Here is a 25,964-nt window from a genome sequence, read left to right on the forward strand (position 1 = left end):
ATGGGAACGGAAGCTGTCAAGCTCCGTTAGACAGTTCTTGATTGGAATTGATCTAAAGGAGCATGTTCGATGCGTTCAACCCTGCTTTCGACCGCTGCCGCCGTAGCGTTGGTCCTTGGGACCGCTCCGGTCCTCGCGCAGGCCGCAGCCCCCGGCTCGTCGGGCACCTCGCGTGCTCAGATTACGCCACCGGCGTCGTCATCGGAAGCATCCGGCACTGCGGAAGGCGCTTCGGGTCGGGATCGCCCCAGTTCCGTGACCACTGACTCGCAGCGCAGCCAGAACTCGGCTCAAACCGGATCATCGACCGGTCAGGTGCAATCGCGTCAGGGTTCATCCTCGCAAGATACGTCCAGCACCGGTTCGACGACTTCGCCCGAGCGGACCCAGCGCCCGACCGCCTCCGGCAGTCCGCAAGGTGCGACCCAGTCTTCGGATAGCCAGAAGCGTCCGCAGCAAGAAGGCTCGTCTCAATCGACGAGCACTTCGCAAGGCGCTACGACAGGCTCCGGCGCCACGTCGCAGGCCCCCCGGGAAAGCCAGCAGCGCTCGACCAACGGTTCCTCGCAGCAGCAGAGCACCCAGTCCGGTTCGAATGCGACCGCGCAGCCCGCGGGCTCTGCCGCCCGGCAGAGCAACACGTCATCCAGTTCCGCCTCGTCGAATACCTCGACGAATGCAGTTGCAAGCCTGAACACGGAGCAGCGCACCGAGGTGACGCAGGCATTCAGCAGAACCAACATCAACACGGTTTCGAACGTGCGCTTCAACGTGTCGGTCGGCACCACCATCACCGAGGAGGTGCGTCTGTCGCCCCTGCCGCCGGAAGTCGTGCGAATCGTGCCGCAGTACCGGAACTATCAGTACGTGGTGGTGCGCGATGAGATCGTGATCGTCGAGCCGAAGACGAAGAAGATCGTCGAGGTGATCCATAAGTCGGGCAGCTCGCGCAAGTCTGCCTCGGTGAGCCTGAACAGCGAGCAGCGCAAGAAGTTCAAGAGCACCGTTGAGACCACGGGTTCGATTCGGCCGTCCACGTCGACCAGGATCGAGATCCGCGAAGGCGCGACGCTTCCGCAGGACGTCGAAATCATGGAGGTGCCGGAAGCCGTCATCAGCGAAATGCCGGAACTCCGGACCTATCGTTATGTGGTGATCGGTGACGAAGTCGCGCTGGTCGAGCCTGAGACCCGCCGCGTGATCGAGGTCATTGAATAAGCCATTTGGTTGGAGGGAGGCCCTCCCTCCAACCCCTCCGTTCAAGCGGCGGAATCGACAAACCGGCATGGATCGAGTGGCGAAGCCTCCGGCAGCCATCGTGGCTCCTTCGAAACGCGGCTCTATGAATGCGCCTCGAAAATATGGAGTTACAGATCACGGCCAGAACCATCTCCGACACTCGGCAAGATACGTGAGATGTTAATTCAGCATTCATCTTCATGAATATTACGCGAACACGCTAAAATATACCGATGATTGCGAAACTATTCTATTGAATAGGCGTTAAGTGAACAGCGGGCCAAAACCCGAGCTAGAAATTCAGGAGAAAATCCATGTCGAAGAAGCTTCTTCTTGCTGGTGCCGTCCTTGCGTCCCTCGCCCCCGCGGCAGCTTTCGCCCAGTCCGGCGGCGCCGCGGCCGGTGCGGCAACCGGTGCGGTCGGTGGCGCCATCGTGGGTGGTCCTGTCGGTGCCGCGGTGGGCGGCGTGACGGGCGCCATCGTGGGCGGCATCGCCGACCAGCAGCAGCCGGAGTTCCGCCAGTACGTAACCACCCAGCACGTTCCCTCCTACGCCTACAAGGAAGAGGTGCGCGTGGGTGCAGTTCTTCCGGAATCCGGTGTGACCCTCCACGAGGTTCCCACCCAGTACAAGGTGAAGGGTTACCGCTACACGGTGGTGAACGACACTCCCGTGCTGGTCGAGCCGGGCACCCGCAAGATCGTGCAGGTCATCCGGTAAGCCACATCCGTGGACAATCGAGTGGGCGGCCCGGTGTGCCGCCCTCTTCGTGTTTGATCTCGACACCACGAGCGTGTCTTCGGACCGTGATTGCGATCGCCATGTTGGCTCCCGCCTTCACATGAAAACGATCGAGATCATGGACGCTGGCGGATGCGTCCGCGTCGGCGTTTCCCCCCGGGACCGAGTCGCCTCAAACCGGATAGCCAGCCTGCCCCATCGATCGGCCACCTCGACCATTGGCTGCCCGCCGTGGCCTCCGGTTCCCTTGGAAGGCCTCGGGGGGCCTGGTCGCGTTAAAGATGCTTTGAAGCGAGATATCGACGGCAGCTCGTGAAGTCCATTCTGCGCGATCGGCTTACCGCTGTTTCGCCACGCTTCCCAAATTGACGCGGGAGCCCTCCCGAGCGAAGCTTGACTGACAAGGCGGGAGGAAATGCTGATGCTCGAACGCTGGCTCCTAGCGAGCACCCTGGCCCTGAGTGCCGGTCCTGCAGTGGCGGACATCATCGTGGAACAGGCCATGATCACGGCAGGCGAGTTGCGGGTCGTCGGCCGGCTGAACAAACCGCGTCAGACGGAGGTCACCCTCGACGGCGACCACCAGACGAAAACCGACGCGAATGGACGCTTCGCGTTCCGGGTGATCTACCATCCGGCCGATTGCATCGTCACGCTCCGGGCCGACGAGGAGCAGCGCAAAGCGGTGGTCGGGTTCTGCGGCCAGAGAGGCCCCGAGGGGCCGCGCACCGAGGCGATGCCGCAGCAGGCGTCGATCGAGCAGCCTGTGGCAGGCCCGCCCGGGCCAGCCGGCACTCCAGGGCCAGAGGGGCCGCTCGGCCCCCAAGGACTTGCCGGTCCGGCTGGAGCCGATGGCTCCCAGGGCCTACCCGGACCTCCGGGCCCGCTCGGACCTCCAGGCCCTCCTGGGCCAGAGGGATCTGCCGGACCGACGGGACCACAGGGACCACAAGGGGTCGCGGGCCTCCAGGGACCGCAGGGACCACAGGGTGCCCCTGGCCCGAGAGGGGACGCTGGCGCGGTGGGGCCACTTGGACCGGAAGGTCCGCCTGGTCCAAGCGGGCCGGCTGGACCTCAGGGAGAAGCCGGTCCGCCTGGCCCTCCGGGCCCAGCAGGTCCCGCCGGAGCGGCTGGCCCCTCGGGACCGCCTGGTCCCCCAGGGCCAGAAGGGAAACCCGGAATGGCTGGAACGATCCTTCGGGTGCTTGTGCAGCAATGCGCGCCAGGAGGACGATGCGCTGCTCGCTGCAACGATGACGAATTTCCGATCGGCGGGACATGCAACCGCAACGACCATTTCGCCATGGATGAGAACAGCGTCTATTGTTTCTCCGTGCACGAGGATGAAAGCAGCACGCGGGCCAGGGCGATCTGCGCCAAAAAGTGATGAACTGGCCTCCTTGAGGTTGGCCTCGCATTTGACCTCGACCGTTTAGCCGGGGCGATCATTTGCGGCATCGGACGTGAAGTCGAACCCACATCCGATGCTGTCAGTCTATGTCGTCGAGCATCTTTTCACGCAAAACCGGTGCCTATATTGGCGTTCGATGCTCCCTCCTAGAGGAGCGCATCGTGCGGAAAACCGGGGCCGCATTTCCGCACGATGCGCTAGCGCGGCCCGCCGGGTCCGCACGATGCGTTAGAATGGCTTCCAGCCCTGCAGAGAACGTGAGATCAGACGTGCTGTTTGCATGACGATCGGAGCAAGCTTCTCGCGCGCCGCGGCAGCCGTCCAATCCGCCGTTGATGTCGAAACGCCGACCGCTGCCAGCGGGCGCCCGCTTCCATCCAGAATCGGCGCCGCGAGCGCAATCTCACCGTGATTGACCTCTTCCTCCACCAGAGCGAAGCCATCACGTCGCGCAGCTGTCAGGCGTTGCTCCACTTCTGCGCGGTCGATAAGCGTATGTTGGGTTCGTGGCTGGAAATTCGTCTTGTCGAGAATGACCTTTGCCTCCTCCGCCGGTAGCCAGGCAAGCTGCGCCCGCCCCCCGGCCGTGCAGAAGGCAGGCAGCCTGCGCCCGATCGTCGACGTCGGATTCATCAAGCGGCGGCTCGGCATGCGGATGACGGCAACGACCTCCGGACCATCCAGTTCAGCGACGTTGATCGTCTCTCGACAATCGTCCCGCGCTGAGGCCACGAACGGGATTGCGACCTCGTACAGCGGGCTGGCGTGAAAATAATGGTATGCGAAATCGAGCATGCGCACCGCCAAGCGGTAGCGGCGCGTCCTTTCATCCTTGTGCAGATAGCCGAGACGGACCAGCGTATGCGTGATGCGCTGGGCGGCTCCCATGCTGATTCCCGATCGCCCTGCGATCTCGCGCAGGCCAAGAGCATCCCAACCGCCATCAAAGGCCTTCAGCACCCCTAGGCCCTTCGCGAGGGAGTTGATGAACAGCGGGTCTTCCCGAGACATCCCGCTTTCCACGCCCTCAGCACGCAGAATTTCCGGCATCTCTGCCGGATCGTTGGTTGCAACGGACCGTCTCGGCGCCATGGCGGCTCCCTCCATGCATTCAGCCAGGCTCCGCTTCGCGGCAGATCCCTTGACAAGCTCGGCAATTATATCTGAGATAATCGCGCTGCGCTACAGTCGTATCGCATTGCGATAACGAATTTCTGTTTCCTAATAACAAAGGCTCCAAGCCAACCGGCTCAAGAGCGACCATCAGAGAGAGACCATGAAACAGCCAATAAGCGTCCTTGCCGGCGTCCTCGCCTCGTCGCTCCTCGTCAGCCACGCATCGGCGGCCGAGATCAAGATCGGCACCGCTTCTGAGCCGAGCTCCCTCGATCCGCACTATCATAACCTCACACCCAACAATACGGTGCGCCGGCACATCTTCGAGTCGCTCGTTGATCAGGACGCCAAGCAGCGCCTGATCCCGGCACTGGCGGAATCCTGGCGGACGGTCGATGACAGGACCTGGGAATTCAAGCTGCGCAAGGGCGTAAAATTCCACAACGGCACGGAGTTCACGGCACAGGACTTCGTCTATTCGGTCTGCCGCATCCCGAACGTGGCCAACAGCCCGTCGTCGTTCACCCTCTACACCAAGGGCATCGACGCCATCGAGACGCCGGACCCTTACACCATCATCATCAAGACAGCGGCCCCCTATCCGCTTCTTCCCGTGGAACTGACCACCTTCGGCATCATCTCGGCCAAGGCCGCCGGCGGCGAGAAGGTCACCTTCGACAAGGCGGGCTGCAAAGCCGATTCCTGGCCGACGACGCAAGCATTCAACGATGGAACGCTCGCCATCGGCACCGGCCCCTTCAAGCTGTCCGAGTACGTCAAGGGCGAGCGGATCGTGCTTGCTCGCAACCCCGATTACTGGGGCCAGAAGCCCGAGTGGGAGAAGGTGACGTTCCGCCCGATCACCAGCGACGGTCCGCGTGTGGCGGCGCTGCTCGCAGGTGACGTCGACTTGGTCGACGAGCCGCCGCTGCAGGACCTGGAGCGGCTGCGCAAGGATCCCAAAGTTTCGGTCGTCGAAACCATGTCGAACCGCGTGGTCTATCTCGCTCTCGATCAGGCCGAACCGACACCGACGATCAAGGGCACCGACGGCAAGAACCCGCTGCGCGACATCCGCGTTCGCCAGGCGCTTTCGCTGGCCATCGACCGCAAGGCCATCGTTCAGCGCATCATGAACAATACGGCGGAACCCGCAGCTCAGCTCCTGGCGCCGGGCCTGTTCGGCACGAACCCGGACCTGAAAGTCGTCAGCGATGCAAAGAAGGCCAAGGAGCTGCTGGCCGAGGCCGGCTACCCCAATGGCTTCGAACTGACGATCGGCACGCCGAACGATCGTTATATCAACGACGAGAAGATCGCCCAGGCTGTCGCCCAGATGTACAGCCGGATCGGCATCAAGACGCAAGTGGATGCCTCGACCGTCAACGTCTTCTTCTCACGGCGCAACAAGGGCGAGTTCAGCGTGTATCTCGCGGGCTGGAGCGCCGCGACCGGCGAGGCGTCTTCACCCCTGAAGTCCCTGGTCGCCACGAAGATCAAGGAGAAGGGCTTCGGGCCGACGAACTACACGGGATACTCCAACCCGAAGCTCGACGAGTTGCTCACCAAGGCCCTTGCCACCGTCGACGACAAGGAACGGGAGAAGCTCCTGGCCGAGACGATGAAGGTCGCGATGGACGACTACGCCGTCCTGCCCCTGCACTACGAGGTCACCTCGTGGGCCATGCGCAAGGGACTGAGCTACGAGCCCCGGGCCGACCAGTACACCCTGGCGGCAGCAATCCACGCGGCCAAGTAAGGGCACCCGCGATTCGCCCGTCGGGGGCGGCATCGGCCGTCCCCGACCCATTTTCCCGTCCGCCATGTGGAACTCGACATGCTGGTTTTTCTGATCCGGCGCATCGCCCAGAGCGCGATCGTGGTTGCGATCATGTCCGTCCTGGTGTTCGCGGGCATCTTCGCGATCGGCAATCCCATCGACGTGCTGATCAGCCCGGAGGCCGACGAAGTCGAGCGAGCCGCCGCCATTGCGCGCCTCGGCCTCGACCGCCCTATGCACGAGCAATTCCTGACCTTCGCCAAGAATGCTCTTTCGGGTGATCTCGGAACCTCGTTCGTTCACGGCGTACCCGCCCTCAACCTGGTCCTCGAGCGTTTTCCGGCAACCCTTGAACTGGCGCTGTTCGCCATGGTCATCGCCGTGCTGACTGGCATTCCGCTGGGCATGTGGGCAGGACTTCGTCCGGACTCCCGCGCGGGCCGCATCATCATGGCCGGATCCATCCTGGGCTTCAGTCTTCCCACTTTCTGGGTCGGCATGCTCCTCATCATGGCTTTCGCCGTCTCCCTCGGCTGGCTCCCGGCCAGCGGCCGGGGATCGACCGTGAGCGTGTTTGGCATCCCGTTCAGCTTTCTGACGCTCGACGGTCTCAAGCACCTGCTTCTCCCCGCGCTGAACCTGGCTCTGTTCAAGGTGTCTCTCGTGATCCGCCTCGCCCGCGCAGGAACCCGCGAGGTGGCGCTGCAGGATTACGTCCGTTTCGCTCGCGCCAAGGGCCTGCCGATGCGCCGCGTCATTGGGGTCCATATTCTCAAGAACATCATGATCCCGGTGGTTACCGTTCTCGGCCTTGAACTGGGCTCCGTCATCGCCTTTTCGGTCGTCACCGAGTCGGTCTTCGCATGGCCCGGAATGGGTAAGCTCCTGATCGACAGCATTCTGGTGCTCGACCGCCCCGTGGTGGTGGCCTACCTGCTGGTCACCGTGCTCCTCTTCATCGTCATCAACCTCGTGGTCGATCTGATCTATTCGCTGCTCGATCCGCGCATTCGCCTGGGAGGCGGCAAGGCATGACCACGGCAACTTCGCTTCCCACACATGCCAAGGTGCAGACGCCCCTGAGGCGGTTCGTCTCCCAGTTTCTGGAAAGCCGCACTGCGCTTCTCGGCCTGATCGCCCTGGCTCTGGTCGTCTCGTCGGCCCTGTTCGCTCCCCTGATCGCGCCGCAGGATCCTTACGATCTCAGCACGCTGAACATCATGGACGGCATGCTGCACCCAGGCGGAGAGAGCTTTGATGGGATCACCTTCTGGCTCGGCTCGGACGAGCAGGGTCGGGACCTGTTGAGTGCGATTCTCTACGGCCTACGCACCTCTCTCCTGGTAGCCTTCTCGTCGACGGCCATGGCGCTCGCCATCGGCCTGATCGTCGGCATGGTCGCAGCCTATGCCGGAGGCGGCACGGATTCCGCGATCATGCGGCTCGTGGATATCCAGCTGTCCTTCCCGGCGATTCTGATTGCGCTGATTCTCCTGGCCGTGCTCGGCAAAGGTGTCGACAAGGTGATCGTGGCGCTCACTGCCGTGCAATGGGCCTATTATGCTCGCACCGTACGCAGCGCCGCGTTGGTCGAACGCCGCAAGGAATACGTGGAGGCCGCGCAATGTCTGGCATTGCCGAGCCGCAGTATCGTGCTGCGTCATTTGCTGCCGAACTGCCTGCCCCCGCTGATTGTCGTCGCCACCGTGCAGGTAGCCCATGCGATCACGCTGGAGGCGACGCTCTCCTTCCTGGGCGTCGGCGTTCCGGTGACCGAGCCGTCACTCGGCATGCTCATCGCGTCCGGTTTCGACTACATGCTGAGCGGCGAGTACTGGGTCAGCGTTTTCCCCGGCCTTGCCCTGCTGATCACCATCGTCAGCATCAATCTGGTGGGCGATCAGATGCGCGATGTCCTCAACCCGCGCCTGCAGCACTGAGGAGGCGAACGTGACTCAACAGATACCAGTGCTCGAAGTCGAGGATCTGCGCACCCACTTCTTCACGCGCGGTGGCGTTGCAAAGGCGGTGGACGGAGTCAGCTTCACCCTCAACCGCGGTGAGATCCTGGGGCTCGTCGGAGAATCGGGCTCTGGCAAGTCGGTCACCGGCATGTCGATCATCGGCCTCATCGATCCGCCCGGCCGCATCGTCGGAGGCTCGGTCCGCTATCGGGGAGAGGATCTCGTGACGGCGGACGAAAAACGCCTGCGCCAGTTGCGGGGCACCCGGATCGCCATGATCTTCCAGGACCCCATGATGACGCTCAATCCGGTGCTCAGCGTCGAGACGCAGATGGTGGAGACCGTTCTCGCCCACGAGCGTGTGTCTCGCCGCGCAGCCCGCGACCGAGCCCGAGAGGCGCTCGCGCGTGTCGGCATCCCGTCTCCCGAAGAGCGGCTCTCGTCCTATCCGCATCAGTTCTCGGGCGGCATGCGCCAGCGCGTTGCCATCGCCATCGCCCTGCTCCACCAGCCCGACGTCATCATCGCGGACGAACCGACCACCGCGCTCGACGTTACGATCCAGGCCCAGATTCTCTTCGAGATTCAGAAGCTGTGCCGTGAAACCGGAACCGCGCTGGTCTGGGTCACGCACGACCTTGCCATCGTGTCGGCGTTGGCCGACCGGATCGCCGTGATGTATGCCGGACGTGTCGTTGAGACCGGCACCACGCAAGAGGTGATCGACCGGGCCCGCCACCCTTATACCCATGGCCTTCTCGGCTCCGTTCCGAGCCGCAACAAGCGTGGCCAACCGCTCGCCCAGATTCCCGGGATGACGCCGTCCCTGCTCCACCTGCCTGAAGGATGCGCCTTCCGTTCACGCTGCCCGCGCGCCACCGATGCCTGTCTCGCCCTGCCCTCCCTCGCGGGAGACGGCGGCCATGGCTGGCGCTGTTTTCATCCCCATGGGGCCGCCGCATGACCATCGCTCTATCGTCACAAGCCAATCCCGAAGCGCCTCGGGCAACGACCGGCGCAGGCCAGCCGATCCTGGAACTCGCGCATCTGACCAAGCGCTTTTCCAGCAAGCTCGATTTCGCCGAGCGGCTGGCGAAGCGGCTCGGCGCCAAGGTGCAGGAATATGACGTCCATGCCGTCGACGACGTGAGCCTGAGCATTGCTCCGGGCGAGGTGGTGGGCCTCGTCGGCGAATCGGGGTGCGGCAAGACCACCCTGGGCCGCATGGTGGCAGGTATCACCCATCCCAGCAGCGGCCAGCTGCTCTATAACGGACAAGCGATGGCGGCCTTGTCGCCCGAACAGGCACGACAGGCCAAGCTGAAGATCCAGATGGTATTCCAGGATCCCATGGCTTCGCTCAATCCACGCATGCGTGTCTCCGAGATCATCGGCGAAGCGCCGCGCGTTCACGGCATCGTCTCACGGCGGGAGCAGGCCGATCACGTCGCCACCATCATGAAGAAAGTGGGTCTCGACCCGACCTATGCGGCACGGTTCCCGCATCAGTTCTCCGGCGGTCAACGGCAGCGAATCGGCATCGCTCGCGCCTTGGCGGTCAGACCGGATTTCCTCGTCTGTGACGAATCCGTTGCGGCGCTCGACGTCTCGATTCAGGCGCAGATCATCAACCTGTTCATGGAACTGCGTCGCGATCTCGGCCTGACCTACCTGTTCATCAGCCACGATCTCGGGGTCGTCGAGCACATCGCCGACCGCACAGTGATCATGTATCTGGGCCGGGTCGTCGAGATCGCACCGACGCCTGAGCTGTTTTCGCAGCCGAACCATCCCTATAGCCGCGCGCTCCTTGACGAGGCGCCGCGGGTCGACACGCGCAAGCGGATCTTCGCTCCGATCAAGGGCGAAATCCCGTCGCCTCTGGACCCACCGTCCGGTTGCGCCTTCCACCCACGCTGCCCGCATGCTTTGCCGCGCTGCACGATGGAACGCCCCGAGATGCGCGAAGTCGCGCCCGGGCGTTTCTCGGCCTGCCACCTGAATGACGCTCGCTAAGCGGATTGCGGGCGAGCCTGGAGCAATGATGAATACGGATACCCTCGTCAGCCTCGAACTGCTCCGGGACCTCGTCGGCTTCGACACGACGAGCCGGAATTCCAACCTGGAACTGATCGGCTATATCCGCGACTATCTGGACCGGATCGGCATCGAGAGCACGCTCGTGTTCGATGAAACCGGCCAGAAGGCCAATCTCTACGCCACCATCGGCCCGCGTGACCGGGGCGGCATCCTGCTGTCCGGCCATACCGACACCGTGCCCGTGGACGGGCAGGATTGGACGAGCGATCCATTCACGCTCACCCGGCGCGGCGACCGGCTCTATGGGCGGGGCACCGCGGACATGAAAGGTTTCGTGGCCATCGCGCTCGCCTTCGCGCCGGCCTTCGCTCAGGCCGATCTGAAAACACCGATTCACTATGCCTTTTCCTACGACGAAGAAGTCGGCTGCGTCGGCGTTCGAAGATTGATCGCCCATCTCAACGACTTGTCCGTGCGACCGGGCATGGCGATCATCGGCGAGCCGACCGGGATGCAGGTCATCAGCGCCCACAAGGGCAAGCTGGGAATGCGCTGCCGGGTCAGCGGCCATTCCTGTCACTCCTCCCTGGCCCCGCAGGGCGTCAATGCGGTGGAATACGCGGCCGAGGTGGTCTCCTATCTGCGCGGCATGGCGCGGCGGATCGCCAAAGTGGGACCGTTCGATATCGATTTCGACATCCCCCACACAACGGTCCATACCGGCGTGATCCGCGGCGGCACAGCGCTCAACATCGTGCCTTCGGAATGCGAGTTCGTGTTCGAGTTCCGTCATCTCCCGGAACAGGATCCACAAGAGTTGCTGGCCGAGGTGAAGCGCTTCGCCCATGAGGTCCTTGAACCGGCCATGAAGGCCATCGCCCCTGACGCAGGCTTCTCCTGGCAGCAACTGTCCTCGACTCCCGGCCTCGCTTCGGAGCCGGAGGACGACGTCGTCATTCTGGCAAAGGCCCTGGCCGGACAGAACGGTCACGCCAAGGTCGCCTTTGCGACGGAAGCCGGTCCATTCCAAAAGCTGGGCGGCATCCCAGCCGTGGTGTGCGGCCCCGGCAATATCGCCCAGGCTCACAAGCCTGACGAATACATCGAACTCAGCGAGGTCGCCAAATGCGAGGCCTTCATGCGCCGCCTGCTCGACAGGGCGACCAACTGACCGGGCCATCGCCTCGGGCGTGACGGCTCCGCTGCAGCAACGTGGCATGGGCAGCGAGAGCCAATGCCCGCCTGCCCCTTTCCCCATCGCGACGCGCGCAAGCCATACACCTGCGAGATAGGTCCCGGTTCGGTTTACCGAAGAACGCTCTCAGATCGGATGCTCTGCGGGCCGCAGCCTCGCCCTAGCGCATCGTGCGAAAAAGTGGATCCGGTTTTTCGCAAGAACGATGCGCTGCCTGATAGAGGGAGCATCGGATTGGATCCCAAAAGTGCAAATCCACTTTTGGGTCCGATGCTCTAAGGCAAGCGGCTGCGTTCGGTGGACTGGCGGTGCGCCTCCTGGGCAGCCTTCAACTGCGCACGGGTGTACATCAGGGCGTGGGATGCGAGATCGTGACCGTCGTCCCAGAGATTCCGCCAGATACCGAGGATACCCTCCAGCGGCTGGCCGACGACACGGGACGAAAAGGACTCGAAGGTGATCGGCCCTTGATAGCCGGACCGGACGAGGGCGCGGAATGCGCCGGTGAGATCGATGGTTCCAGAGCCGAGATAGCCCCGATGGGAATCGCCGGTGTGGAAATAGCCGAGATAATCGCCCGTATCGATGATGGCGGATGCGACGTCCGATTCCTCGATGTTCATGTGATACACATCGAGGTGGACCTTCACGTTGCTCGCGCCGATGCGCTTGCACATCTCCACGCCCTGAGCGGCGGTGTTGAGGACATTCGTCTCGTAGCGGTTCACCACCTCCAGCACGAGCGTGATGTCGCTCCGCGCCGCGATCTCCGCTACCTCGCGCAGGACGTCCACCGCCTGAGCGACGCCTTCGGGTGTGGCCGGTTTGGTATACTTGCCGAAAGCCGAGTAGAGGATGCCGCCGATGTACTGGCCTCCGCAGTCCCGGCAGACCGCGATGGCCTGTTCGAGCTTCGCCTTGCCCCGGCGCACCTTCTCAGGATCGCCGCTGGAAATATCGGTGTCGAATTCAAGGCCGAGGGAGAAGTTGATCCCGATACCGTTCTTCTCGAGCTCCCGCCTCGTGAAATCCGGATCGATGGAGCCGGGATCGAGCGCGGGAGCCTCGATGAAGTCGTAGCCGACTTCCGCTGACTTCGCGATGGCTCGCGCGCACTGGTCGTGGCTCCATCCTGCCTCCCAGACCAAGGCATGGACCCCAAGCCTATTCATGGATTACCTCCCTAGTATAGTTTTCGCGCACGCGAAAACGTTTTGATTTGCAGGAATATCTACACAATCGGCAACTTTGGAACGTAATTGACACTGGTTTACTTAAGACTTAGCGTAATTTTAAACGTTTTACTAGGCGCTACGCCATGAAAAACACGCCCGCCCCGCGCCCTTCCATTCCCTCGATCCGCACGGTGGCGGGCCGGGCTGGCGTTTCGGTGGCGACCGTTTCCAATGTGATCAACGGAAAGCCGAACGTGTCTGCCGACGTGGCGGACCGCGTCAACGAGGCGGTGCGGGAATTAGGCTATACGGTCGATATGGCGGCTTCCCGCCTGCGCTCGCGCAAGTCGATGCTGGCCGGTGTCGTGGTGCCGGATCTCACCAATCCCCTCTTCGCGACCTTCGTGTCGACGCTCGAGCATCTGGCGCGTCTCGATAAGTTCGATCTCGTCGTCGTCTCTTCGCGCAACGACTGCTCGGAAGAAGCCGCCCGTCTCGCCGACATGCAATCCTGGCGCCCCGCCGGCCTGATCGTCATTCCCTGCGACGGCGCCTTCAAATCGCGCCGGCCTGCGGGCTTCGCGATTCCGACTGTTCTCGCGGACCGCATCCCCGACGAGCCCGATTTCGATCTCGTCGCCGTGGACAATGCCGCCGCCGCAGGCGCGGTCGCCCGCCACCTCGACCGGCACGGCTACGAAACCTGCATGGTGATCGGATCGGCGCTGTCGATCAGCAACGTGCGCGAGCGCTGGGAAGGCGTGCGCGCCAAGGCGAAACGCATGCAGGTGGATATGATCGAGATCGGAATCGATGATCCGGCCGGCATGGATCGTCTCGAACGGTATCTGCGATCCGGTCGCCTGGCGCAGGCGATCTTCGCCCTCGACCATACGACCTCGCTCCTCACATACCGCTTGATGGCCGACATCGGGATCAGGATGCCGGACGACGTTGCCTTCGCCAGCTTCGACGAGATGGAGTGGATGCGGCTGGTATCGCCGCCCCTCACCGCCGTGCGCCAGCCAGTGGAGGAGATGGCGGAGCAATCCTGGGCGCTCCTGAACCGACGCTTCCGCAGTCCGACGAGCGGTCCGGTGACCAGGCGCCTCAAATGCATCGTCGAGATCCGCGCTTCAACACCGCGGTACCATGCCTCGCCGAAGGGCGAGATCGCAGCAACGACAACGGGAGGGTAGTTATGAGAGTCTCAAGGCGCCTTACCATGATGGCACTGGCGACAGGCCTTGTCGCCGGTGCGCTCGGCACAACGACGCAGAACGCCTGGGCGGCCGACCCAAAACTCGGCGTCGTGGTCAAGATCGGCGGCATTCCCTGGTTCAACGCCATGGAGGCTGGAATCAAGAAAGCCGCGCTGGACGCGAAGGTCGATGCATGGATGGTCGGCCCGACCCAAGCCGATGCGGCGCAGCAGGTGCGCGCCATCGAGGATCTCATCGCCCGGAAGGTCGACGTCATCGGTATCGTGCCGAACGACTCCGCCGCGCTCGAACCCGTCCTCGCCCGCGCCCGCGCGGCCGGCATCAAGGTGCTGGCGCACGAGGGTCCGGACCAGAAGGAGAAGGACTGGGACTTCGAGCTCACCACGACCGAGGCCTATGGCCGCGCGCATATGGATCTGCTCGCCAAGCAGATGGGCGAGCAGGGCAAGTACATCGTCTATGTCGGATCCCTGACCGTGCCACTGCATAACGCCTGGGCGGATGCCGCGATCGCGTACCAGAAGGAGAAGTACCCCAAGATGCAGATGGTGGGCGACCGCTTCGGCGTGGCCGAGAGCGTGGACGAAAGCATCAAGACCACGCAGGATCAGATCCGTGCCAATCCCGACCTGAAGGGCATTCTCACCTTCGGGTCGCAGGGTCCCATCGGGGCGGCGCGCGTGCTGGAGGACCGCGGCAAGGCTCAGTCGATCGCCCTCGTCGGCGGCTTCTCTCCGGGCCAGGGTGTCAAATACGTGAAGTCCGGCACCATTCGCGGCGGCTATATCTGGAATCCGATGACGGCGGGCGAAATCTTCGTCCAGCTCGCCGCGATGCTGGCGGCCGGCAAGGAGCCGACCGACAACATGGAGCTGACCGGCGTGGGTCCCGTCCATGTCGATCCCGGCAAGAAGCTGATCCAGGCGCAGAAGCTCGAATCGCTCGACAAGGAGAACATCGACCGTCTCGTCGCGCTGGGGCTTTGAGCGAAAGCCTGCGACCGGCCCGAACACGTCGGACCGGTCGCTTTCAAGGTTCCTGGGAGTTTCCGGAGTCTGCGACATGCGCGATGCCGCCCCCTTCCTGCGCCTGACCGGCCTTTCCAAGCATTTCGGAGGCGTGCGCGCGCTCGACGAGATCGATTGGGACGTGCGCGCGGGCGAGATCCACTGCCTGGTCGGCGAGAACGGTTGCGGCAAGTCCACCCTCATCAAGACCGTCGCAGGCGTGCACCAGCCGAGCGCGGGCACCATCGAGATCGATGGCCAAAATGTTTCGCCGCTCGATCCGGCGCGCGCCAAAGCCCTCGGGATTCAGGTGATCTTCCAGGATCTCTCGCTGTTTCCGAACCTGTCGGTGGCGGAGAACATCGCCATCGAGAGCCACATGGATCACGCGCTGAAGCCCGTTCGCAAGAGACCCATGCGCCGGATCGCAGAGGGGGTGTTGAACCGCCTCGATTTCGACCTTGAGCTTGATACCGTAGTCTCCGACCTGAGCGTGGCCGAGCGCCAGATCGTTGCGATCGCCCGCGGCCTCGCGGCGCAGGCCCGGCTGATCTTCATGGATGAACCGACCGCCTCCCTCACCCGCGCCGAGGTGAACCGGCTGCTCGACATCGTGTCGCGGCTGAAGGCCGACGGCATCGCGGTGGTGTTCGTCTCGCATCGCCTGGACGAGGTCGTCGAGATCGCCGAGCGCGTGACGGTGATGCGCGACGGGCGAAAGGTGGGAACCTGGAATGCGGCCGACGTCGATCAGCGCAAGATCGCCCATCTGATGACCGGTCTCGACATCTCTCACGCGGTCGTCGCCCGCGACATGTCGAGCGCGCCGCCCCTCCTGAAGGTCGAGGGCCTTTCGCGACGCGGCGAGTTTGCGGATGTGGACTTCGTCCTGCGGCGCGGCGAAGTGCTCGGCATCGTCGGCCTGCTCGGGTCGGGCCGCACGGAAATGGCCCTGACGCTGTTCGGCATGCACCGGGCCGATTCCGGCACGCTCACTCTCGCCGGAAGGAGGCTCACGCTGCGCTCCAATCGCGACGCTGTCAGGGCCGGCATCGCCTATGTGTCAGAGGACCGGCTCGGGCTCGGTGTCGTGCTGCCTCAGTCCATCGGCGACAACATCATTCTCGCCGTAATGCGGAGCATGGCCGGGCCCTTCGGCCTGCTCGGCAACCGAAGCCGCCGCGAGCTCGCCGGCACGTGGGTGAAGCGCCTCGCCATCAAGGTGCCCGGCATGGACCGTCCAGTCCAGACGCTGTCCGGCGGAAACCAGCAGCGCGTGGTGCTCGCCAAGTGGCTGGCGACATCCCCGAAGGTGCTGATCCTCGACTCGCCAACGGTCGGAGTCGATATCAAGAACAAGCAGGGGATCTACGAGGTCGTCGCGGACCTGGCGCATCAAGGGGTCGGGATCATTCTGATCTCGGACGAAGTATCGGAGGTTCTGGCGACCTGCGACCGAGTTCTGCACATGCGGGCCGGACGGATCGCCGGCGAGGTCGTGCCGGGCCGCATCAGCGAACACGAACTGGAGGAGCGCATCTATGCCTGAAGGCGCCCATGCCGCCAATGCTTCCTCGGCTTTTTTGCGCAGGCTGCGCCGGAGACCGGAATTCTGGCTCATGGCCGTGATCCTCGTCGTCGGTGCGGTGCTCGGCGCCACAGCGCGGGATTTCCTGTCGCTCCCCAACATCATCGATCTCCTCGACACCTATTCGGTCCAGGCGATCATGGCCATGGGCCTGTTCGTGGTGCTCGTATCGGGCGGCATCGACATTTCCTTCGCGGCGACGGCCTCGGTCGCGCAATACGTGGCCGCCAAGCTCGCCACGCAGTTCGGCCTGCCGGCGCCGCTCGTGATCGCGGCCGGCCTGTCCATCGGCATTCTTTTGGGCTGCGTGAACGCGGCACTCATTCACTACGTGCGGATCACGTCCATCATCGCCACCATTGCGACCATGAGCATCAGCTTCTCTCTGCTGATGTACTTCTCCGGCGGGCGCTCGATCTACAGTCTTCCCGACTGGTGGATGGACCGCATCGTCTTCTACCAGACCGAGTCCGCTTCGGGCGATCTCGCGCGGATCACGCTTCCGATCGTCCTGATGGCGGCCGTCGCCCTGTTCACCTGGGCCTGGATGACGCGCTCGTCCCTCGGGCGCCAGCTCTATGCCATGGGCGGCAACCCGGAAGCCGCGCGCCGGATCGGCATGCATATCGGGCGGCTTCAGTTCGTCGCCTACGGCTATCTCGGTCTCACGGCGGCCCTGGCGGGCCTGCTGCAGGCGCACCGCGTCGGCGAGAGCGTCCCCAACGCGATGGTCAATACCGAACTGACGGTTCTCTCCGCGGCCGTTCTGGGCGGCGCGAGCCTGACCGGGGGGATCGGTACCGTTCCGGGCGTCCTGCTCGGCATCGTGCTGCTCGCAATCCTTCAGAACGGGCTCAACCTGCTGGGCGTGTCGTCCTATTTCTTCCAGATCGTCATCGGCGCCACCATCCTGATCTCCACGTCGATCACGGTCATCAGCTCGCGGCGCGGGCGACGCCATCGCATCCTTGCGGGAGCGCCCACCCATGGCTGATCCTCCCCTGTCCCGGAACTACCCCGACAAAGGCGGTCTCGCCCATCTGATGGCGCGGCTGCGGCCCGGGCTGCCAGGGGGGCATGCGGGCCTTGCCGCCTTGCTGATCCTGCTGCTCGTCGCATTCACGGCCTTCGTGCCGAACTTTCTGAGCGCCAGTACCCTGCAGTCCTTCATGTATCAGCTGCCGCTCCTGGGTCTTCTATCCCTTGCGATGGTCGTGCCGCTGATCAGCGGCGGCCTGAACCTTGCCATCATCGCCACGACGAACCAATGCGCTCTCCTGATGGTCTGGGTCATGAGATCCATGATCGCGGCCGATTCCGGCGGGGCCACGACGCTCGGCATCATCTGCCTTGCCATGGCGGTGGGCTTTCTCCTGTGCCTGGTCATCGGGTTCGCCACGGGAGCCCTCGTGGCCTATACGGGCGTCCACCCGATCCTCGTGACATTGGGCACGAAATCGCTGATTGACGGCATCAGCATCTATCTGACGCGCGGCATGGCATTGTCCGGACTGCCGGAGATGTTTACCCGGGCGAGCTCCTCAACCCTCTTCGGGATCCCGCTCGTCTTCCTCCTGATGATCGGGGTCGCGGTCCTGATCGGGACGATTCTGAGGCATACGGTGTTCGGCGTGGCCTGCGCCATGATCGGATCGAACCCCGAAGCCACACGCTACTCGGCGGTCGATACACGCCGGGTTCTCGTGGGCGTTTACGTGATGTCGTCCCTGACGTGCTTCGTGGCGGCCCTGGTCATGCTCGCGACCTTCAACACGGCGAGTGCGGATTACGCGCAATCCTACCTTCTGGTCACGATTCTGGCGGCCGTGCTCGGGGGCGTCGATCCCTTCGGGGGCTTCGGAACCGTGACCGGGCTGATGCTTGCGCTGTCGATCCTGCAGGTGATCTCGTCGGGGTTCAATCAGTTCGGGGTGAGCAACTATCTCACCGTGGCGATCTGGGGCGCCATCCTCATCTTCGTGGTGATGGTTCAGACGGCGCGGCCCTATCTCGTGGATGTCTTGGCCGGCATATGGAGATCGACCAATGGGCATGGTGGCAGTCTTCGACGTCGGCAAGACGAACGTTAAGCTCTCGGCCGCGTCGGCGGACGGCGTCATCGTCGAGACCCTGTCGGCGCCGAACGTCGTGCGGGACGGTCCGCCCTATCGGCACCACGACCTGGCGGCGCTGGAGGAATGGCTGATCGACGGCCTCTCCTCCTTGGCGGGTCGTTTCGACATCGATGCAATCGCTCCCTGCGCCCACGGATCGGGCGGCGTTCTGGTTGATCCGGACGGGGCCGCCATGCCGATGATCGACTATGAGCAATCGCTCCCGGCCGACGTCGAGAAGGCCTATCCGGCTCTCGCCGGCCCTTTCTCCGACCGCGGCAGCGGGATCATGCTCGGGGCCGCTCACCTCGCCCGCCAGATGCTCTGGATCGAGATGCACTGGCCGGAGCGATTTCACCGGGCCCACGCGTTCCTCGCCACCCCGCAATACTGGGCCTGGCGGCTGTGCGGGGTACCGGCGAGCGAGGTGACGAGCCTATCCGCGCAATCGCACCTCTGGTCTCCAGCGGGGGGATGCCCGGCCGCCCTCGTGGCGAAGAGGAAGTGGCAGCGCCTGATACCGCCGCTTCGCCCGGCATGGGACACGCTTGGGCGGCTCAAGCCGGACATCGCCGCTCGCACCGGGCTTGCGCCCGGAACGCGCGTCCTGTGTGGAATTCACGATTCATCGGCGAATTTCTATCGCTACCAGGCGGCAGGTCTCTCCGATCTGACCGTCGTCTCGACGGGCACCTGGATCGTCGCGCTCACCGACCGGGAAGCCCCCGACCCCCACGTGGAGAAGCCCGGACGCACATGCAATGCCGACGTGTTTGGACGGCCGGTGCCGGGCATGCTGACGATGGGTGGGCGGGAGTTCTCGGCGATCACCGCCGGCAGTAACGGACCGGCGTCACGCCAGGTCCTGGAGGGCCTCGTGCGATCCAGGGCACTTGCGGTCCCGTTCTTCGGCTCGGATGACGGTCTGTTCCCGGGCGCCGCGCGGCGTGGCCGCATCGAGGGCCTTTCCGCGGAGGATCCGGGCGCGCGCTTCACGCTGGGCGTGCTGTCGGTGGCGTTGCTGACGGCCGAATGCATCGAGGCCCTGCCGCCTGCGGAAACCGTGGTTCTCGACGGGAGCTTCGTCCAGGACCCGCTTTACGGTGCGTGCGTGGCGGCCCTGCTGCCCCACATGCGGGTTCTCGTGAGCCGAAGCACGACCGGGACGGCAACCGGCGCCGCCCTCCTCGCCTCCCACACCATCCGCCGCGAGCCCGCGCCGTTGGAGCTGGAGAGGCCAGAGCCGCTCCACCTGCCTGAACTGACGGAGTACCGTGCGTGCTGGCGCGCACGGGCGAAAACCATGGAGACGCATCTTGACCGCGTATGACGACGACGCCACCCGCAGAGAGATGGTGGCGACCTGCCGCCGGATGAACGAAACCGGCATCAATCAGGGCACCGCCGGAAACATTTCCCTGCGCAACCCGATGGGCTTTCTCATCACTCCCACCTCGCTTCCCTACGATCAGATGCAGCCGGGAGACCTGGTGCAGATGGATTTCGACGGCCGTTACGAAGGAGAGCGCCGCCCCTCGTCGGAATGGCGGTTCCATCGCGACATTCTCCGGTCCCGCACGGACATCGATTGCGTGCTTCACTGCCACTCGGTCTATGCGACGACGCTTGCGGTGCATCACAAGACCATCCCGAGCTTTCACTACATGACGGCCGTCGCCGGCGGCACCACGATCCGCTGCGCCCGCTATGCGACCTTCGGCACGCAGGCGCTCTCCGACGCCGCTCTCGAGGCCCTGGAAGACCGGCTCGCCTGCCTTCTCGGCCAGCACGGCCAGATCTCCCTTGGCAGGACCCTGTCCTCGGCGCTCGCTCTGGCCGTCGAGGTCGAGACCCTGTCCCGCCTCTACGTCCAGGCACTCACCCTCGGGGACCCGCCCATCCTTCCCGACGACGAGATGGCCCGGGTCATTCAGCAGATGAAGAACATGAGCTACGGGCAGGCTCCGGATCTCGACGGCGTCAACGACACGGCCCGCCCTAGAACATAGGACCCAAATGTGGACTCCGCTTTTGAGATCGATCCGATGCTCCCTTCTTAGAATAAGCGCATCGTTCTTGCGAAAAACCGGATCCACTTTTTCGCACGAGGCGCTAGCCGAGCAAGCGCCGAGCCATCGCGTTGATTGTGAGGTCGATCGCAGCGCCCTCGTCGTCGCCGTCATCGATGAACCAGGCCGCTGACAGCCCCGTCCATGCAACGATCCAGCGAAGGAGCCGCTCGGGTTCGAGCTTCGTCGCGCTGATCACGATCTCCAGCCGAGTCTCCAGCCGACCCGGCAGGGTAGCGAGCGGCCGGCTCGGATCACTGAGATCGGGGTTCGTGAAGATGTTGGCGTAGTCGAAGGTTTGCTCGCCCAGCAGCCCATGGGGGTCGATCGCCAGCCATCCTCGCTCACCGAAGTCGAGCACGTTGTCGTGGTGGAGGTCGCCGTGGAGCGGACCGACCGCGCACGGAGCGGCTAGCAACTGGCGCGCGGTCTCGGCCGCAGGTGCAAGCGCCGCGTGCTTCGACGCGAGGTGAAAAAGCGGCTGGAACCAGGATTCCAGCGGGTGCAGTTCCGGAAACGGATTGCGCCGCGGTGCGTGCAGCCGGGCCGCAGTGCCGCACAGGATCCGGCAGGCCTCGTCGTCCTGGTCGGCCCGGGCCATCTCTGCGAGATCGCGGGCGCCTGCAGCCCGCTCCATCAGCAGGGCGTCCGCGAACGAAGCGGCGACCTTGGCGGCGCCCCGACCATCCCACCACGTCATGAGACGGTAACCCGCCCGCTCATCGGGAATGCGGGCGACCTTCAGCATCGCGGGCGCACCTTCGTGCAGGACCGGAAGGACCCAACTGGAGCGTGTGGTCAGCAGAGAACCGTCAGGGACCAGGCGCCACGCCTCCAGGCACTCTCCAATCTTCGACGGGAGGGCAGCATGCATACCCACGGGATCCCTCCTCGATTGATCCGGCACCTGGCGCTTCCTGCGAAAAAGCGGACCCGGTTTTTCGCAGGAAGCGATGCGCTGTTCTATCGTGGGAGCATCGGAGGGAAGCCCAAAAGGGTGAATCCACCTCGCGCATCCGATGCTCACCATGAACGACAGGCATCTTACCAGGCTGTCGGAGATACGTTCCTATTGCCCTGAAGGTACGACAGCGGTTGCCTCAATTTCGACGAGTGCTTTCCGTTCCACCAGCCGCACGACTTGGACCAGAGCCATCGCCGGGTAATGCGCTCCAAAGACAGCCTGGTAGGCCCGACCCAGGTCACGCTGGTTGGCTAGATAATCATCGATATCGACCACATACCAGGTAAGCCGGATGAGATGCTGGGGCTTTGCTCCGCCCTCCGCGAGGATGGCACGGATGTTCTCCAACACTTGGCGCACCTGCGCGACGAGGCCTTCAGGGAACTCGCCAGCCTCGTTCCAACCGACAACTCCGCCGGTAACGACAATCCGCCCCTCTGCCATCATTCCGTTCGAATAGCCCTTGGGAACCGGCCAGTTCTTCGGCTGCAGAATCTCGACCCCATTGTCCGGGGCCGACGTGATGGGAGAGCCTCTAGAGGCCGTCATGGGCATTTCTCCTGATAGAGTTCCAAGGCTGCGCGAATATCGTCGGGGAGCGGAATAGATCGATGGGTTTCTAGCGACGTTGCGACAATGACGAGTTCCGCCAGAAGCACCGGCTCGGATCCGCGCGAGGCATGGATACGAAGCCTGAAGGATGAGCGTCCGATATCACGAACCACGACTGCAAAGTCCAGCTCATCTCCCATGAAGCCGGGCTTTGCAAACTCTGCATTGGCGTTCACATATCCCAGCCCGACCCTGCGCCTGCCGATCACTTCATGATAGTCGATTTGCAGTTCCTGGCAGAACCAGTCCTCAATGACGCCATTGAGGATGTCGAAATAGCGCGCAAAATAGACTATCCCGGCCGGATCACAGTGAGAAAACCGAATGGGAACGGTGGTGCGCCAAACCGTTTCGCCAAGCGCCGGATCCTGGAGTTTCGGCAAGCGGCTATCCAATGGGCTATCCATGCCGCACTCTGGTTGTAAGCGGGGTGCCAGAAACGGATCCATCGAGCGCTTTCAGAAGTTCGCGCGCGATCACGACCTTCTGCACTTCCGTTGCGCCCTCATAGATGCGCAGCGCGCGATTCTCACGGTAGAGCTCCTCGACCTTCACGCCCTTGGTGACCCCAAGGCCCCCGAAGATCTGGACGGCTTTGTCGATGACACTTTGAGCAGCCTCGGTAGCGTGCATCTTGGCCATCGCCGCCTCCCGCGTCACCCGAGGCGCGCCCTGGTCCTTCGTCCACGCCGCGCGGTAGACGAGGAGCGCTGCGGTATCGACATTTGTCGCCATATCCGCCAAGGCCGCCTGCGTCATCTGGAGATCAGCCAGGGGGGCCCCGAAAAGGTGACGCGACGATGCGTGACGCAAGGCCTCATCCAAGGCTCGCCGGGCAAATCCGAGCGATGCGGCTCCCACGGTCGCACGAAAAACGTCCAGGGTTGCCATGGCGACCTTGAACCCTTCTCCCGGAGCACCGATCCGTTTCGTCAAGGGGATCCTGCAACCTTCGAAACGCAGCGTTGCGAGCGGGTGCGGCGCGATTACATCGATACGCTCTTCGATGCTCAAGCCGGGTGTGTCGGCATCGACCACATAGGCAGACAATCCCTTCGCACCCGGCGCCTCGCCGGACCGTGCGAACACGATATAGTAATCTGCAATTCCCCCGTTGGAGATCCACGTCTTCAGGCCATCGATCCGTACGTGATCGGGGCCATCCGGAGTAGCGGCGGTGCTCATGGCGGCGACGTCCGAGCCGGCCTCGGGCTCTGACAGAGCAAAGGCCGCGATGGCTTCGCCGCGAGCCACTTTCGGAAGGTATTGTCGCTTCACATCCTCGGAACCAAAAAGGCTGATGGGGCCGGAGCCGAGGCCTTGCATCGCGAAGGCGAAATCCGCAAGTCCGTCCTGGTAGGCCAGTGTCTCGCGCGACAGGCATAGCGTCCGCACGTCGAGGGTCGAAGAGAGGCCGCCATAGGTTTCCGGGACAACGGCCCTCAGCCATCCATCGCCGCCAAGCTTACGCACGAGGCGCCGACACGATTCATCTACGTCGCTATGGTCGACGAGACCATGCGTTTCGGATTCGGCCCAACTTCTCAGCGCCTCTGCATAGCCGCGGTGACGATCATCGAAGAAGGGCCATTTCAGGAAAGTGGTGTCGATCATGTCAGTCTCCCTGGAAGACTGGTTTTTCCTTCGCCGCAAAGGCTCTGTAGGCGCGAGCGAAGTCCTCCGTCGTCATGCACAGGGCCTGCGCGACAGCTTCCGCCTCGATCGCCTCCTCTACGGACATTGCCCATTCCATCGCGAGCATACGTTTGGTCATCGTGTTGGCATAAGTCGGCCCCGACCCGATCTCATGAGCCAAGGCCTTCGCTTCACGGAGCAAGTCCGCCTCGTCGATAATACGGCTGAAAAACCCCCAGCGCTCGCCCTCCTCAGCCTTCATGAAACGGCCCGTATAGAGAAGCTCCGAGGCCCGGCCCTGTCCGATCAGACGTGGCAGGATGGCACAGGCGCCCATATCGCAGCCGGCGAGCCCGACCTTGTTGAAAAGGAAAGCGACCTTCGCGCTTGGTGCCGCGAGCCGTAAATCGGATGCCATGGCGACGATGGCCCCCGCACCGGCGCAGATCCCCTCGACAGCCGCGATCACCGGCTGGGGAGCCGCGCGCATGGCTTTCACCAACTCGCCGGTCATGCGCGTGAAGGCCGTCAGGCCTTTCGTATCCATCCCGACCAACGGGCCGATGATCTCGTGCACGTCGCCACCGGAGGAGAAGTTGCCGCCGGCCCCCGTTACGACGATAGCTTTGACGCTATCGTCCTTGGTACAGGCCTGAAAGAAGTCTGTCAGTTCGCGATAGCTTTCGAACGTCAGGGGGTTCTTCCTGTCGGGGCGGTTGAATGTCACCGTCGCGATCGGACCTTCGACCGACAGAAGAAAGTGACGGGGCGTATACTCGACCAGGGGCAGCCTGACTGGATTGGCGAACTGCGTCACGGAACCTCTCCCACGATGACATTTCTGGCGGAAAGTTTTGTCTTGGCGAGCAGGCGCATCAGATCCTTCTGCTCCCGCTGCGTGAGGCCTCCGAAGATCTCGGCGATCCACGCCTCGTGCTCTGCAGCCATCGCGCGGAACTCCGCCCGGCCGGCCGACGTCAGGTTGATGATCTGAGCCCTCCGGTCTGTTGCGGAGACGCGGCGTTCGAGATGCCCGGAGGCAACGAGCCGGTCGACCAAGCTGGTGAGGTTGCCGTTCGACACCATCATCCGCTTCGAGAGGTCCGAGAGCGTCATCCCCTCCGGAGCCTTGTCGAGCTGAGCCATCAGATCGAAGCGGGGAAGTGTCACGTCGAACCGGTCGCGCAGACGACGACGGACCTCGCCTTCGATCAGCGTGGAGCACGTCAAGAGCCGTAGCCAGAGCCGAAGCTCGTCACGGTGGTCGTCCGGCATCTCGATGGCTTTCGTCTCGGCATCGAGCGGGATCGTCTGATGGGTCATTTCAAATCTCTCCCCCAGCCACGGCGATGGCTTGGCCTGTCACGGAGCGAGCGCCCTCTCCACACAGCCACAAGACTGCATCGGCAATCTCCACCGGATCGATCAGTCTTTGCTGAGGATTGTGCTTTACCAGGTCGCTCAAAGCCTGTTCGCGGTCTCTGCCGGTCTTCGCCACGATGCGATCGAGGCTGTCGGCGACGAGATCCGTATCGGTGAAGCCGGGACAGACGGCATTGACAGTCACGCCTGTCGTGGCCGTTTCTAGTGCAAGCGCTCGTATGAAGCCGATCACCGCGTGCTTCGCCGCACAATAGGCGCTTACATAAGGGTATCCTTTCAGACCCGCCGTCGAAGCCACTGCCACGATGCGCCCGAACCGCCGCTCGATCATGGAACCGAGGACGGCATGCGTGACATTGGTCACGCCGAGCAAATTGACGTCCAGCATCTGTCTGAACACATCGGGAGTGGACTTCAGGAACGGAGCCGAAACCGCCGATCCGGCATTGGCGATCATGATATCGACGGGGCCATGCCCGGAAATCGCGGCCTGAACGGCAGATCGAGCGACATCCGGATCGGTGACGTCGGCGGCAAAGGCAGCGTGAGCGTCACCTTCTGCAACGGCGCGATCCAGCGTCGCCTGATTCCGACCAAGGATGGTGACTTTGGCGCCTTCCCGCGCAAGCGCCTTGGCAATAGCTCGACCGATGCCGCGCCCACCGCCCGTGACAATCGCGTGACGGCCCTGAAGTGGGTTCATGTT

At 63.5% G+C, this 25,964-nt stretch carries 25 protein-coding genes; 16 read left to right on the forward strand and 9 right to left on the reverse strand.

Features of this window, described 5'->3' with window-relative positions:
* The first annotated feature begins 69 nt into the window (after window positions 1–69).
* The 3 genes from AB8841_RS05330 to AB8841_RS05340 all read left to right on the forward strand — a co-directional run bounded on the left by AB8841_RS05330 (window position 70) and on the right by AB8841_RS05340 (window position 3,369).
* Window positions 70–1,218, forward strand: a complete 1,149-nt coding sequence (locus AB8841_RS05330; RefSeq protein ID WP_370434795.1) for a DUF1236 domain-containing protein — start codon at window positions 70–72, stop codon at window positions 1,216–1,218.
* Window positions 1,219–1,553: 335 nt separating this feature from the next.
* Window positions 1,554–1,961: a DUF1236 domain-containing protein gene (locus tag AB8841_RS05335; RefSeq protein WP_370434796.1), complete on the forward strand. Its 408-nt coding sequence runs from the start codon at window positions 1,554–1,556 to the stop codon at window positions 1,959–1,961.
* A gap of 442 nt (window positions 1,962–2,403) precedes the next feature.
* Window positions 2,404–3,369, forward strand: coding sequence for a hypothetical protein (locus tag AB8841_RS05340; protein WP_370434797.1), 966 nt, complete (start codon window positions 2,404–2,406; stop codon window positions 3,367–3,369).
* A 252-nt stretch (window positions 3,370–3,621) separates the two neighbouring features.
* Here AB8841_RS05340 and AB8841_RS05345 read toward each other — a convergent pair whose 3' ends face one another.
* On the reverse strand, window positions 3,622–4,443 hold the full coding sequence (locus tag AB8841_RS05345) for an IclR family transcriptional regulator (RefSeq protein ID WP_370434798.1): 822 nt from the start codon (window positions 4,441–4,443) through the stop codon (window positions 3,622–3,624).
* A gap of 226 nt (window positions 4,444–4,669) precedes the next feature.
* Between AB8841_RS05345 and AB8841_RS05350 the strand changes: the two genes are divergently transcribed.
* The 6 genes from AB8841_RS05350 (at window position 4,670) to argE (ending at window position 11,464) form a co-directional block, all read left to right on the forward strand.
* On the forward strand, window positions 4,670–6,268 hold the full coding sequence (locus tag AB8841_RS05350) for an ABC transporter substrate-binding protein (protein WP_370434799.1): 1,599 nt from the start codon (window positions 4,670–4,672) through the stop codon (window positions 6,266–6,268).
* 78 nt (window positions 6,269–6,346) lie between these two features.
* Complete coding sequence (locus AB8841_RS05355; protein WP_370434800.1) at window positions 6,347–7,324, forward strand: ABC transporter permease; 978 nt, start codon at window positions 6,347–6,349, stop codon at window positions 7,322–7,324.
* Entirely contained in the window at window positions 7,321–8,229 is a 909-nt protein-coding gene (locus AB8841_RS05360; RefSeq protein ID WP_370434801.1) for an ABC transporter permease, read from the forward strand. Before AB8841_RS05355 ends, AB8841_RS05360 begins: the two co-directional genes overlap by 4 nt.
* Entirely contained in the window at window positions 8,201–9,217 is a 1,017-nt protein-coding gene (locus AB8841_RS05365) for an ABC transporter ATP-binding protein (RefSeq protein ID WP_370434802.1), read from the forward strand. Before AB8841_RS05360 ends, AB8841_RS05365 begins: the two co-directional genes overlap by 29 nt.
* Window positions 9,214–10,269: an ABC transporter ATP-binding protein gene (locus AB8841_RS05370; RefSeq protein WP_370434803.1), complete on the forward strand. Its 1,056-nt coding sequence runs from the start codon at window positions 9,214–9,216 to the stop codon at window positions 10,267–10,269. Before AB8841_RS05365 ends, AB8841_RS05370 begins: the two co-directional genes overlap by 4 nt.
* Before the next feature lie 25 nt (window positions 10,270–10,294).
* Window positions 10,295–11,464 carry an acetylornithine deacetylase gene (argE, locus tag AB8841_RS05375; RefSeq protein ID WP_370434804.1) on the forward strand — a complete coding sequence of 390 codons (1,170 nt, stop codon included), beginning with the start codon at window positions 10,295–10,297 and terminating at the stop codon, window positions 11,462–11,464.
* Between the two features lie 299 nt (window positions 11,465–11,763).
* On the opposite strand, the gene AB8841_RS05380 is transcribed toward argE, so the two are convergent.
* Window positions 11,764–12,660: a sugar phosphate isomerase/epimerase family protein gene (locus AB8841_RS05380; protein WP_370434805.1), complete on the reverse strand. Its 897-nt coding sequence runs from the start codon at window positions 12,658–12,660 to the stop codon at window positions 11,764–11,766.
* Window positions 12,661–12,806: 146 nt separating this feature from the next.
* On the opposite strand from AB8841_RS05380, the gene AB8841_RS05385 reads away from it, so the two are divergent.
* From AB8841_RS05385 to AB8841_RS05415, 7 genes are all read left to right on the forward strand, one after another.
* A complete protein-coding gene (locus tag AB8841_RS05385; RefSeq protein WP_370434806.1) occupies window positions 12,807–13,862 on the forward strand; it encodes a LacI family DNA-binding transcriptional regulator in 1,056 nt (351 codons plus the stop codon).
* A gap of 26 nt (window positions 13,863–13,888) precedes the next feature.
* Window positions 13,889–14,872: a substrate-binding domain-containing protein gene (locus tag AB8841_RS05390; protein ID WP_370434807.1), complete on the forward strand. Its 984-nt coding sequence runs from the start codon at window positions 13,889–13,891 to the stop codon at window positions 14,870–14,872.
* Between the two features lie 76 nt (window positions 14,873–14,948).
* A complete protein-coding gene (locus AB8841_RS05395) occupies window positions 14,949–16,442 on the forward strand; it encodes a sugar ABC transporter ATP-binding protein (RefSeq protein WP_370434808.1) in 1,494 nt (497 codons plus the stop codon).
* Between the two features lie 70 nt (window positions 16,443–16,512).
* The gene (locus AB8841_RS05400; protein WP_370435543.1) at window positions 16,513–17,475 is read left to right on the forward strand and encodes an ABC transporter permease; all 963 of its coding nucleotides are present in this window, start codon (window positions 16,513–16,515) and stop codon (window positions 17,473–17,475) included.
* Window positions 17,468–18,571, forward strand: coding sequence for an ABC transporter permease (locus AB8841_RS05405; RefSeq protein ID WP_370434809.1), 1,104 nt, complete (start codon window positions 17,468–17,470; stop codon window positions 18,569–18,571). Before AB8841_RS05400 ends, AB8841_RS05405 begins: the two co-directional genes overlap by 8 nt.
* Window positions 18,528–19,925: an FGGY-family carbohydrate kinase gene (locus AB8841_RS05410; RefSeq protein WP_370434810.1), complete on the forward strand. Its 1,398-nt coding sequence runs from the start codon at window positions 18,528–18,530 to the stop codon at window positions 19,923–19,925. Before AB8841_RS05405 ends, AB8841_RS05410 begins: the two co-directional genes overlap by 44 nt.
* Window positions 19,926–19,947: 22 nt before the next feature.
* On the forward strand, window positions 19,948–20,604 hold the full coding sequence (locus tag AB8841_RS05415) for a class II aldolase/adducin family protein (RefSeq protein WP_370435544.1): 657 nt from the start codon (window positions 19,948–19,950) through the stop codon (window positions 20,602–20,604).
* 103 nt (window positions 20,605–20,707) lie between these two features.
* Here the strand turns inward: AB8841_RS05415 and AB8841_RS05420 are convergent, their stop codons facing one another.
* The 7 genes from AB8841_RS05420 to AB8841_RS05450 form a co-directional block, all read right to left on the reverse strand.
* On the reverse strand, window positions 20,708–21,538 hold the full coding sequence (locus tag AB8841_RS05420) for an APH(6)-I family aminoglycoside O-phosphotransferase (RefSeq protein WP_370434811.1): 831 nt from the start codon (window positions 21,536–21,538) through the stop codon (window positions 20,708–20,710).
* A gap of 195 nt (window positions 21,539–21,733) precedes the next feature.
* Entirely contained in the window at window positions 21,734–22,177 is a 444-nt protein-coding gene (locus AB8841_RS05425; protein WP_370434812.1) for a RidA family protein, read from the reverse strand.
* Complete coding sequence (locus AB8841_RS05430) at window positions 22,174–22,647, reverse strand: acyl-CoA thioesterase (protein WP_370434813.1); 474 nt, start codon at window positions 22,645–22,647, stop codon at window positions 22,174–22,176. The genes AB8841_RS05425 and AB8841_RS05430 overlap by 4 nt, the downstream gene beginning before the upstream one ends.
* Window positions 22,640–23,854, reverse strand: a complete 1,215-nt coding sequence (locus AB8841_RS05435; RefSeq protein ID WP_370434814.1) for an acyl-CoA dehydrogenase family protein — start codon at window positions 23,852–23,854, stop codon at window positions 22,640–22,642. Before AB8841_RS05435 ends, AB8841_RS05430 begins: the two co-directional genes overlap by 8 nt.
* Before the next feature lies 1 nt (window position 23,855).
* A complete protein-coding gene (locus AB8841_RS05440) occupies window positions 23,856–24,692 on the reverse strand; it encodes an enoyl-CoA hydratase family protein (protein ID WP_370434815.1) in 837 nt (278 codons plus the stop codon).
* Window positions 24,689–25,198: a MarR family winged helix-turn-helix transcriptional regulator gene (locus AB8841_RS05445; RefSeq protein ID WP_370434816.1), complete on the reverse strand. Its 510-nt coding sequence runs from the start codon at window positions 25,196–25,198 to the stop codon at window positions 24,689–24,691. Before AB8841_RS05445 ends, AB8841_RS05440 begins: the two co-directional genes overlap by 4 nt.
* A gap of 1 nt (window position 25,199) precedes the next feature.
* On the reverse strand, window positions 25,200–25,961 hold the full coding sequence (locus AB8841_RS05450) for an SDR family NAD(P)-dependent oxidoreductase (protein ID WP_370434817.1): 762 nt from the start codon (window positions 25,959–25,961) through the stop codon (window positions 25,200–25,202).
* Between the last annotated feature and the right edge of the window lie 3 nt (window positions 25,962–25,964).

The organism is Microvirga sp. TS319, assembly GCF_041276405.1.
In the GTDB taxonomy this organism is placed as follows: domain Bacteria; phylum Pseudomonadota; class Alphaproteobacteria; order Rhizobiales; family Beijerinckiaceae; genus Microvirga.

What these genes read in the sequence shown, in the direction of transcription:
- AB8841_RS05400 (WP_370435543.1), top strand. Translation starts at nt 16,513, where the DNA reads ATGGCCGTGATCCTCGTCGTCGGTGCGGTGCTCGGCGCCACAGCGCGG.
- AB8841_RS05345 (WP_370434798.1), bottom strand. Translation starts at nt 4,443, where the DNA reads ATGCCGGAAATTCTGCGTGCTGAGGGCGTGGAAAGCGGGATGTCTCGG.
- AB8841_RS05450 (WP_370434817.1), bottom strand. Translation starts at nt 25,961, where the DNA reads ATGAACCCACTTCAGGGCCGTCACGCGATTGTCACGGGCGGTGGGCGC.
- AB8841_RS05405 (WP_370434809.1), top strand. Translation starts at nt 17,468, where the DNA reads ATGGCTGATCCTCCCCTGTCCCGGAACTACCCCGACAAAGGCGGTCTC.
- AB8841_RS05445 (WP_370434816.1), bottom strand. Translation starts at nt 25,198, where the DNA reads ATGACCCATCAGACGATCCCGCTCGATGCCGAGACGAAAGCCATCGAG.
- AB8841_RS05415 (WP_370435544.1), top strand. Translation starts at nt 19,948, where the DNA reads ATGGTGGCGACCTGCCGCCGGATGAACGAAACCGGCATCAATCAGGGC.
- AB8841_RS05425 (WP_370434812.1), bottom strand. Translation starts at nt 22,177, where the DNA reads ATGACGGCCTCTAGAGGCTCTCCCATCACGTCGGCCCCGGACAATGGG.
- AB8841_RS05430 (WP_370434813.1), bottom strand. Translation starts at nt 22,647, where the DNA reads ATGGATAGCCCATTGGATAGCCGCTTGCCGAAACTCCAGGATCCGGCG.
- AB8841_RS05355 (WP_370434800.1), top strand. Translation starts at nt 6,347, where the DNA reads ATGCTGGTTTTTCTGATCCGGCGCATCGCCCAGAGCGCGATCGTGGTT.
- AB8841_RS05395 (WP_370434808.1), top strand. Translation starts at nt 14,949, where the DNA reads ATGCGCGATGCCGCCCCCTTCCTGCGCCTGACCGGCCTTTCCAAGCAT.
- AB8841_RS05420 (WP_370434811.1), bottom strand. Translation starts at nt 21,538, where the DNA reads ATGCATGCTGCCCTCCCGTCGAAGATTGGAGAGTGCCTGGAGGCGTGG.
- AB8841_RS05380 (WP_370434805.1), bottom strand. Translation starts at nt 12,660, where the DNA reads ATGAATAGGCTTGGGGTCCATGCCTTGGTCTGGGAGGCAGGATGGAGC.
- AB8841_RS05390 (WP_370434807.1), top strand. Translation starts at nt 13,889, where the DNA reads ATGATGGCACTGGCGACAGGCCTTGTCGCCGGTGCGCTCGGCACAACG.
- AB8841_RS05335 (WP_370434796.1), top strand. Translation starts at nt 1,554, where the DNA reads ATGTCGAAGAAGCTTCTTCTTGCTGGTGCCGTCCTTGCGTCCCTCGCC.
- AB8841_RS05410 (WP_370434810.1), top strand. Translation starts at nt 18,528, where the DNA reads ATGGGCATGGTGGCAGTCTTCGACGTCGGCAAGACGAACGTTAAGCTC.
- AB8841_RS05370 (WP_370434803.1), top strand. Translation starts at nt 9,214, where the DNA reads ATGACCATCGCTCTATCGTCACAAGCCAATCCCGAAGCGCCTCGGGCA.
- AB8841_RS05340 (WP_370434797.1), top strand. Translation starts at nt 2,404, where the DNA reads ATGCTCGAACGCTGGCTCCTAGCGAGCACCCTGGCCCTGAGTGCCGGT.
- AB8841_RS05360 (WP_370434801.1), top strand. Translation starts at nt 7,321, where the DNA reads ATGACCACGGCAACTTCGCTTCCCACACATGCCAAGGTGCAGACGCCC.
- AB8841_RS05365 (WP_370434802.1), top strand. Translation starts at nt 8,201, where the DNA reads ATGTCCTCAACCCGCGCCTGCAGCACTGAGGAGGCGAACGTGACTCAA.
- AB8841_RS05350 (WP_370434799.1), top strand. Translation starts at nt 4,670, where the DNA reads ATGAAACAGCCAATAAGCGTCCTTGCCGGCGTCCTCGCCTCGTCGCTC.
- argE (WP_370434804.1), top strand. Translation starts at nt 10,295, where the DNA reads ATGATGAATACGGATACCCTCGTCAGCCTCGAACTGCTCCGGGACCTC.
- AB8841_RS05435 (WP_370434814.1), bottom strand. Translation starts at nt 23,854, where the DNA reads ATGATCGACACCACTTTCCTGAAATGGCCCTTCTTCGATGATCGTCAC.
- AB8841_RS05385 (WP_370434806.1), top strand. Translation starts at nt 12,807, where the DNA reads ATGAAAAACACGCCCGCCCCGCGCCCTTCCATTCCCTCGATCCGCACG.
- AB8841_RS05330 (WP_370434795.1), top strand. Translation starts at nt 70, where the DNA reads ATGCGTTCAACCCTGCTTTCGACCGCTGCCGCCGTAGCGTTGGTCCTT.